Origin of the sequence: Streptomyces sp. NPDC057939, assembly GCF_042887545.1 — a bacterium.
GTDB lineage: Bacteria > Actinomycetota > Actinomycetes > Streptomycetales > Streptomycetaceae > Streptomyces.
The window spans coordinates 37,333-45,781 of sequence record NZ_JBHVPG010000063.1 but is presented as its reverse complement, the minus strand read 5'-3'; the positions used below and the strand labels follow the sequence as shown (position 1 = coordinate 45,781).

At 73.4% G+C, this 8,449-nt stretch carries 7 protein-coding genes; 5 read left to right on the top strand and 2 right to left on the bottom strand.

Annotation, left to right across the window (positions count from 1 at the left end; translation table 11 throughout):
• Window positions 1-131 precede the first annotated feature (131 nt).
• Entirely contained in the window at window positions 132-1,016 is an 885-nt protein-coding gene (locus ACFVS6_RS38160; RefSeq protein WP_389711125.1) for a helix-turn-helix domain-containing protein, read from the top strand.
• Window positions 1,017-1,230: 214 nt separating this feature from the next.
• Entirely contained in the window at window positions 1,231-1,443 is a 213-nt protein-coding gene (locus tag ACFVS6_RS38155; protein ID WP_385584224.1) for a DUF397 domain-containing protein, read from the top strand.
• Between the two features lie 242 nt (window positions 1,444-1,685).
• On the opposite strand, the gene ACFVS6_RS38150 is transcribed toward ACFVS6_RS38155, so the two are convergent.
• Window positions 1,686-2,573, bottom strand: a complete 888-nt coding sequence (locus ACFVS6_RS38150; RefSeq protein ID WP_389711124.1) for a hypothetical protein — start codon at window positions 2,571-2,573, stop codon at window positions 1,686-1,688.
• Window positions 2,574-2,700: 127 nt separating this feature from the next.
• On the opposite strand from ACFVS6_RS38150, the gene ACFVS6_RS38145 reads away from it, so the two are divergent.
• Entirely contained in the window at window positions 2,701-3,900 is a 1,200-nt protein-coding gene (locus ACFVS6_RS38145; protein WP_389711123.1) for a PLP-dependent aminotransferase family protein, read from the top strand.
• A 58-nt stretch (window positions 3,901-3,958) separates the two neighbouring features.
• Here the strand turns inward: ACFVS6_RS38145 and ACFVS6_RS38140 are convergent, their stop codons facing one another.
• Window positions 3,959-5,695 (bottom strand): AMP-dependent synthetase/ligase, encoded by a 1,737-nt coding sequence (locus ACFVS6_RS38140; protein WP_389711122.1) that lies wholly within the window; start codon window positions 5,693-5,695, stop codon window positions 3,959-3,961.
• A gap of 124 nt (window positions 5,696-5,819) precedes the next feature.
• Here ACFVS6_RS38140 and ACFVS6_RS38135 point away from each other — a divergent pair, with 124 nt between their 5' ends.
• Together ACFVS6_RS38135 and ACFVS6_RS38130 are read left to right on the top strand one after the other, a co-directional pair.
• The gene (locus ACFVS6_RS38135; protein ID WP_389711121.1) at window positions 5,820-6,836 is read left to right on the top strand and encodes an AraC family transcriptional regulator; all 1,017 of its coding nucleotides are present in this window, start codon (window positions 5,820-5,822) and stop codon (window positions 6,834-6,836) included.
• 379 nt (window positions 6,837-7,215) lie between these two features.
• Window positions 7,216-8,391, top strand: coding sequence for a lipase family protein (locus tag ACFVS6_RS38130; protein WP_389711120.1), 1,176 nt, complete (start codon window positions 7,216-7,218; stop codon window positions 8,389-8,391).
• Window positions 8,392-8,449 lie beyond the last annotated feature (58 nt).

Below are 8,449 nucleotides of genomic sequence, written 5' to 3'. Positions count from 1 at the left end.
GGGGGGGGGGGGGCCCGCCCCCCGGGCCCCCCCACCCCGCGCGTTCGCATTTCCCTGCCGTTCCCCAGCGGCATCGCGCCCTTCGGTGGCAGTCTGCTGAACAGCAGACACACAGAGAGAGGGGCCGACCCGTGGCGTCCAATGTCAATCCCACCGTCCGACGCCGCCGACTGGGCATGGAGTTGCGCAAGCTCCGCGAGGACAAGGGCATGACGGCCGAACAGGTCGCCGAGCGCCTCCTCGTCTCCCAGTCGAAGATCAGCCGACTGGAGAACGGCCGCAGGTCCATCAGCCAGCGCGACGTCCGTGACCTGTGCGAGGTGTACGAGGTCGAGGATCCGCGCCTCGTCGACTCGCTCATGCAGATGGCGAAGGACTCGCGTCAGCAGGGCTGGTGGCACGCCTTCGGCGACATCCCGTACAGCGTGTACATCGGCCTGGAGACGGACGCGGCCAGCCTGCGCACCTACGAGCCGCAGATGGTTCCCGGGCGGCTCCAGACGCCCGAGTACGCGCAGGCCCTGATCCGCGGCGCGCTGCCGGAGACGGCGCCGGCCGACGTGGAGAAGCGCGTCCAGGTGCGGATGCACCGCCAGAAGCGGCTCTCGGAGACGGACAACAACAATCCGGACGTCGGTCCGCTGCGGTTGTGGGCGGTGATCGACGAGGCCGCGCTGCGCCGGCACGTGGGTGATCCGCAGTTGATGGTCCGGCAGCTGGAGTACTTGATAGAGCAGTCCGAGCAGCCGTACATCACCGTGCAGGTGATGCCGTTCTCGATGGGCGCGCACCCCGGCGTGAACGGCCAGTACGCGATCCTGGAGTTCCCCGACGCCTCGGACTCCACGGTGGTCTACATCGAGGGCGTGACGAGCGACCTGTACCTGGAGAAGGCCAACGACGTCCAGAAGTACAGCGTGATGTACGAGCACCTGCGCGCCCAGGCGCTCAACGTCGAGCAGACCCGGCAGTTCATCGGCGAGATCATCGAGCACTACGCGGTCAAAGCCCCGTAACGGGTGGGGCCGGTGTGGCGAAAGTGGCTGGGGATGACGGACGGCCGGGTACGGTACACCGTCCATCCCCAGCCACAGAAGGCTTGAATGGAATATGCCACCCGGTCGAGTGAATGCCTCCTTCACCCATCGGGAGGTGCGGGTAGCGTCGATCACGTCGGCAGGGAAACCGGCCGGCATGAAACCGGAACTACTCGCTGAACCGGAGAGAAAAATGGCTATTCGTCAGGGCGCCACGGAAAACTGGACCAAGTCCTCGTACTCCGGCGGAAACGGCGCCTGCGTCGAGGTCAAGTCCCCCGTGGTCGCGTCCATCTCGGTCCGCGACTCGAAGGTGCAGGACGGTCCGTCCCTCACCTTCGCGCCGGGTTCCTGGACCTCCTTCGTCACCGACGTCATCGAGGGCCGGTCGGGGCACCTCGCCTGAACATCAAGCCATCCACCTCGACTGTTGTAGGCGCACCACTGATCGGAGCCCTCTCGACCGGCCCGCCGTCCTGGCCGAGGGGGCTCGGCCGTGTCCGCGACCGGTGCGCGGCGACCGGGCACCGGGCGGCACCCCGCCCGCCGGCCCGGCGGACCGAACGCCGCCAGGAATCCTGACCGGAATGCCGATCGGAACCCCGAACGGAACCCCGACCGGAACGCGAAGCGGAACCTCGACCGGAGCTACTGGCGGAGTTCGTCGACGTACCGGTCCGTCCCCGGCACGGTGGGGATGAACGGCGCCACCAGCTCCACCCTCCCCAGCCCCGATTCGGCGACTTCCGCGTCCAGCCCGCGGAAGTGGTCCCAGCAGGTCCGCGGGTCGACCTCCAGGAACCACAGCAGGGTCAGTCGGGTGTCGACCCCCTCGACCTGCTTGACGTAGGTCATCCGGTCGCCGGGCAGCGGCGTCGGCCGGAAGACGGTCACCATCGCCGCGGGAGAACCGTTCAACCTCTTGGGCAGGGCCCGGGAGCGCAGCCACTCCAGCAGCTCCGCCCGCTGCTCGGGGCCCTCGGCGTCGACGACCTGGACCACCAGCCCGGCGTACGGGTGGTCGAGGGCGTGGAAGTCCCTGGGGCCGGCGGCGCCGTCCCGGTAGACCGTGGCCGCGTGGTCCTGGAAGGCCGTGAAGACGTGGGTGCGGTCGCGGTAGACGCGGCCGTCGCGGTTCAGCCGCTTGTTGATGCCGACGGTCCACTTCATGTGCTCGTCGTAGCGGCCCTGGGTCACCCAGTACGTCGATATGTAACACCCGGCGGTCACGGGCTGGGCCACCGCCGACTTCTCCGGGTAGCGCAGCTCCTGGAGCTCGCGGGTCGCCACCCAGCGGCGGCCGGCGTACATCCAGGGCATGGCCATCGCGCCGGCGTAGTAGTGGTCGTCCTCGTACCAGCGGTTGTACGCGAACTCGTGGCCCGGGTGCGGCTCCACCATGGTGATCAGCGCGTGGCCGGGGCGGACGCCGTACGGGCCGACGGCCGCGAGCGCGGCGTAGTCGTCCGCGCGGGTGTCACCGGAGTCGGCGTCGTCCCGCTCGTCCCGGTCTGCTGCTCGCTCGTCTGTGGTCATGGCACCGGTGTATCTGATGAGGCGTCAGTTGGGGAGGGGGCGGGCGGCGTTCACCTGGTGAACAAATAGGTGTCGCCTGCATCTTTTGTGGCTAGGCTGCGGCCACCGACCGCCCGAAGGAGCCCCCGTGAGCCTCTCCGCCGATGCCCGGCCCCTGCCCGCCTTCGCCGCCCGCGCCGTCTCCGTGGGCGGCTCGCCCGTACGGGAGATCCTGGCGCTGACCGAACGCCCCGGGGTGATCTCCTTCGCCGGCGGGCTCCCCGCCCCCGAGCTCTTCGACACGGTCGGGCTGCGCGCCTCCTACGAAGCCGCCCTCGGCGGCCCCACCGCCGCCCGGGCCCTCCAGTACTCCACCACCGAGGGCGCTCCGGAGCTCCGTGAAGCGGTGGCCGTCCGGGCCCGGGCGCGCGGGCTGGCCACCACGGCCGACGACGTGCTGGTCACGACCGGCTCCCAGCAGGGGCTCGCCCTGCTCGCGGCGACCCTGCTGGAGCCCGGCGACACGGTGCTCGTGGAGAACCCCACCTACCTGGCGGCCCTCCAGTGCTTCGGCCTGGCCGGCGCCCGGGTCATACCGGTCCCCTGCGACGCGCAGGGGCTCCTGCCCGACGCCCTGGAGGAGATCCTCCTGCGCGAGCGCCCGAAGCTGCTGTACACCGTCCCCACCTTCCAGAACCCGACCGGCCGCACCCTGCCGGGGGCCCGCCGGGCGGCGGTGGCGGCCCTGGCGGCCCGCCGCGGCCTGTGGCTGGTCGAGGACGACCCGTACGGGGACCTCCGCTACGAGGGCGACCACGAGCCGTGGCTCGCCGCCCACCCGGGCGCCGAGGACCGCACGGCCCTGCTCGGCAGCTTCTCCAAGGTGATGGCCCCCGGCCTGCGCCTCGGCTGGATGCGCGCGCCGGCGGCCCTGCGCCGGGCGGCGGTGGTCGCCAAGCAGGCGGCGGACCTGCACACCTCGACGGTGGACCAACTGGCCGCGGCGCACTACCTGGTCGCCCACGACCTCGACGCGCACGTGGCCACGGTCCGCGAGGCCTACCGGGCCCGCCGGGACGCCCTCCTGGCGGGCCTCGGCGGAGCGCTCCCGGCCGGCTCGGAGTGGACCCGCCCGCAGGGCGGCATGTTCGTCTGGGCCCGGCTACCCGAGGGGTACGACGCGACGGCGCTGCTGAAGTCGGCCGTCGCGCACGACGTGGCGTACGTGCCGGGCGCCCCCTTCTTCACCGGCGCCCCGGACCCGCGCACGCTCCGGCTGTCCTTCACCACGCACACCCCCGCCGAGATCGCGGAGGGCCTGGACCGCCTGGGCCGGGCCCTGGCCTGAGCCCGGCGGGGCCGGGGGCCGACCGCGACGGTCCCCGGCCCCGCCCCCGTCCAGCGCCTCATCCCCCGTACAGCGCCTCGATCTCCGCCGCGTACCGCTCGGCGACCGCGGCGCGGCGCAGCTTGAGGGTCGGGGTGAGGGTGCCGGCGTCGACCGAGAAGTCCTCGTCCAGGATGTGGAAGGCGCGGATGCGGGCCGGACGGGAGACCGTCGCGTTGGCGGCGGCGACGGCATCGGCGACCAGGGCGCGCACCTCGGGGTGGGCGCCGGGACGGGTTCCCGCGTCGAGGGAGCGCCGGGCCGCCCAGGCGGCGACCTCCTCGGCGTCCAGGGTGATCAGGGCCACCGGGTGGGGCCGCCGGTCGCCGATCAGGACGACCCGGGAGACGTACCGGCAGGCCGCCCGGACGGCGAACTCCACCTCGGTCGGGGTGATGTTCTTGCCGGCCGAGGTGATGACGAGTTCCTTCTTGCGGCCGGTGACGGACAGGAAGCCGTCGCCGTCGAGTTCGCCCAGGTCGCCGGTGTGCAGCCAGCCCTCGGCGTCGAGGGTCCGCGCGGTGGCGGCGGCGTTCGCGTGGTAGCCGGGGAAGACCATCGGGCCGCGGGCCAGGATCTCCCCGTCCTCGGCGATCCGCACCTCGCAGCCCGCGATGGGACGGCCGACCGTGCCGTACCGGACGGCGTCCGGATGGTTGAGGCTGATCACCCCGCCGGACTCGGTCATCCCGTAGCCTTCGAAGACCCTTATCCCGCAGGCGCGCAGGAAGTCCAGCGTGTCGGGGGCGATGGGGGCGCCGCCGGTCAGCGCCCACTTCAGACGTCCGCCGAAGACGGCCCGGACCGGGGAGTACAGCGACTCCTCGGCGGCCGTGTGCGCGGCCCGCAGTTCTTCGGGGAGCCGGTCCCGTGAGGCCAGGACACCGATCCGGACGGCCTCGTCGAAGCGTTCCCGGCCGCCCTCCTGCCCCTCGGCCAGGGCCAGGACCACGGCGTGCACCTTCTCGAACAGCCTCGGCACGGACGGCAGGTGGGTGGGGCGCGCCTGCGCCAGCTCGGCGACGACGTCCTCCACGCGGCCCCCGAAGTAGCAGAGTTCGCCGCCCTCCAGCAGGGTCGTGAACTGGATCAGCTGCGCGAGCAGGTGCGCCAGCGGCAGGTAGAGGTACGTGGAGTCCCCCGGCCCGCCCCGGACCAGGGGCAGCGTGCCGTCCTGCACGGCACCGAGGTTGCCGTGGGTGAGCCGGCAGCCCTTCGGCGGGCCCGTGGTGCCCGAGGTGTAGACGATCGAGGCGTCGTCGTCGGGGGTCACGGCGGCGGCCCGCACCCGCAGCGCCGCCTCCGGGGCCGCGACCCGCTCGGCCAGGGCGTCCATCCGTACGACGGCTCGCAGCGCGGGCAGCTTCGGGCGCAGGGCCTCCACCCGGGCCGCCCGAGCCGCGTCGTCGCAGACGACCACGACGGCTCCCGAGTCGGAGAGCACCCAGGCCAGCTCCTCCTCCCCCGCCGTCGGGTACACGGGAACGAGGACCGCGCCGGCGGCCAGCACCCCGAAGTGCGTGTACGTCCAGCGCGGCCCGGTCTCCCCGAGGACGGCCACCCGCTCGCCGGCGGCGACGGCGAGGTCCGGGCCGATCAGGGCCCGGCCGACCTCCCGTACGGACGCGGCCAGTTCGGTGTAGGTCCTGGTCTGCCGGCCGTCGGGTCCCGCGCGAAAGCGCAGGGCCGTCCCGGGGCCGTACCTCTCCTCGGTCCACTGGGTGAACTCCGCCAGCGTGCCCGGCCGACCGTCCATCGCATGCCCTCCCGGAATGGGTGACCCCCGACGCCAGACCCTAGGCACCGGCGGGGCGGCTCCGGCATGACCGGACGCGTCAGCACCGCTGACCCCAGCGCTCATTGCGGCTACCTTCGGAGCCATGGGGAGGCGGACGGTCACCGTGCACCACGTGCGTGCCGTGCTCGCGGGGGCGCGCGGCGCCGGCTTCGACCTGCTGCCGTTGCTCCAGGAGGCGCAGATCCCGCCGCTGTTGCTGGGCGACGACCGGGCGCGGATCACGCCCGCGCAGTTCGCCCGACTGTTCCGGGCGCTGTACCGGACCACGCAGGACGAGTTCCTCGGACTGTCGGCGGTCCCGAGCCGGCCGGGAACCTTCGCGATGATGTGTCACGCCTCGTTGGGCTGCCGGGACCTCGGGGCGGCCGTGGAGCGCGGGGCGGCCTTCTACGGGCTGTTCCCGGGCGGGCCGGAGCTGGAGTTGCACGTCGACGCGGAGGGCGGCGAAGCCCGGTTCGCCGTCGGCAACGCCTTCGAGCGGGACGAGGAGCGGTTCCTCACCGAGTGCGTGCTGGCCATCTGGCACCGGCTGGCGAGTTGGCTGATCGGGCGGCGCATCCCGCTGTCCTCGGCGACCTTCAGCTATCCGGAGCCGCCCCACGCGGACGAGTACGCGCTGCTCTTCGACTGCCCGGTCCGCTTCGGCGCGCGCCGTACGGAGGCGGTGTTCGGGGCGCACTGGCTGACCGCGCCGCTCGTGCGGGACGAGGCCGCGCTGGACGCGATGCTCCGCCGGGCCCCCTTCGACCTGCTCTCCCGCCCCGCGTACGGGACCACGGTCGCGGAGCAGGTGCGCCGGACCCTGACGCAGCGGCTGCGGACCTCCCCGCGGCTGCCCGAGCTCGGGGAGGTGGCGGCCCGGCTCGCGGTGTCCCCCGCGACGCTGCGGCGCCGGCTCCGACAGGAGGGGACGTCCTTCCAGCAGCTCAAGGACCACGTCCGGCGGGACGCGGCCATCGCGGGGCTGGCGGAGAGCGGGGAGCCGATCGCGGAACTCGCCGCCCGGTTGGGCTTCTCCGAGGACACCGCGTTCCACCGCGCGTTCCGCCGCTGGACGGGCACGACACCGGGGGCGTACCGGATCGCGTCCGGGGGCTGAGCGGGGGCCGCGCGCCGGGGGCGCGGGGGAACCCGCGGGTCGGTCCGTCGAGTGCGCCCGGACTCCGTCGACCACGCGTCGCGGCCGTCGGGGCCTCGGCGTGCCGAGCGCCCGCACGCTGCTCCTGCGGCTGTCCGGCCGGGGGCGCCCACGGCATGGCGGGTTACGACTTCGTGCTGCCCCACCTGTGGGAACGGGCCCGCGCCGCGTCCCGTGCCGGGCGCGGTGTCGGCGTGCCGCTGCCGGGCCGCGGGGTGGGTGCGGGTGAGGGTGGGATCCCGGGCCAGGAAAGGTGAGCTGCGCGGTCAGCCACATCCTGACCGGTCGGTCACTACCTTCTCCTCACCCACCCCGTACGGACCGTTGGGAGAGCCGCCCCATGCGATTCCGCAGGACCGCCCTCGCCGTCGTGGCCGCCATGGCCATGTCCGCCTGGATCCCCGCCGCCGCCACCGCCGACGCCCCCGCGACCGCCGACGCCCCCGCCACCTCGGCCGGCGCCCCCGGCGACCTCGTCTCCAGTGCGCCCTCCGCCTTCCACCCGTTGCCGGGCCGGCGCACGAACACCAGGGCGTGGAAGGTGCACTACCGCTCGACCACGGCCGACGGCGCCCCCAACGTCGTCTCCGGCACCGTCATCGTCCCGCAGGACGGCCGCGCCGGGCCGCGCCCGCTGGTCACCTATGCGGTCGGCACGGTCGGCATGGGTGACTCCTGCGCCCCGAGCAACAACCTGCCGTACGGCACGTCCATGGAGGCCAACCTCATCCAGCAGCTGACGCTGCGCGGTTGGGCCGTGGTCGTCACCGACTACGAGGGCCTCGGCACCCCGGGCGTGCACACCTACACCGTCGGTCCGTCTGCGGGCCACGCCGTCCTCGACGCCGCGCGCGCCGCCGTCCGCCTGCCCGCGGCCGGGCTCGGCCCGGACACCCCGGTCGGCATCATGGGCTACTCGCAGGGTGGTCAGGCCGCCGGTTGGGCCGCCGAGCTGCAGGGTTCGTACGCCCCCGAGCTGAAGGTGAAGGGCACCGCGACGGGCGGCGTCCCCGCCGACCTGATGAAGGTCGCCGAGTTCAACGACGGTTCCTACGGCTCCGGGTTGATCTTCATGGCGGCCGCCGGGCAGGACGCGGCCTTCCCCGAACTGCGGCTGGACTCCTATCTGAACCCGGCGGGCAAGGCGCTGGTGGCCGGGATGAAGGAGCACTGCGTCGCCGTCGACGCGATCGCCGGCTCGTTCAAGCGGATCTCCGACCTGACCACCCGCAACCCGTTGGAGCAGCCGGACTGGCGGGCCCGGCTCGGCGGGAGCCGGCTCGGCGGCACCGCCCCGGCCGCTCCGGTTCACCAGTACCACGCGCTCGGCGACGAGTTGATCCCGTACGGGGTCGGCAGCCGGCTGCGCTCGGAGTGGTGCGCGCGGGGCGCGAACGTCGACTTCGACACGATCTGGTTGGGCGAACACGTCAGCGGTGTGATCACGCACTCCGCGGCGGCCGGCAACTGGCTCGCGGACCGCTTCGCGGACCGCCCGGCCCGCAGCAACTGCTAGGGCCGGTCGTCAGGTTCCCCGCGCCCCGACGGGTGTTCCCGTCGGGGCGCGGGGGCGT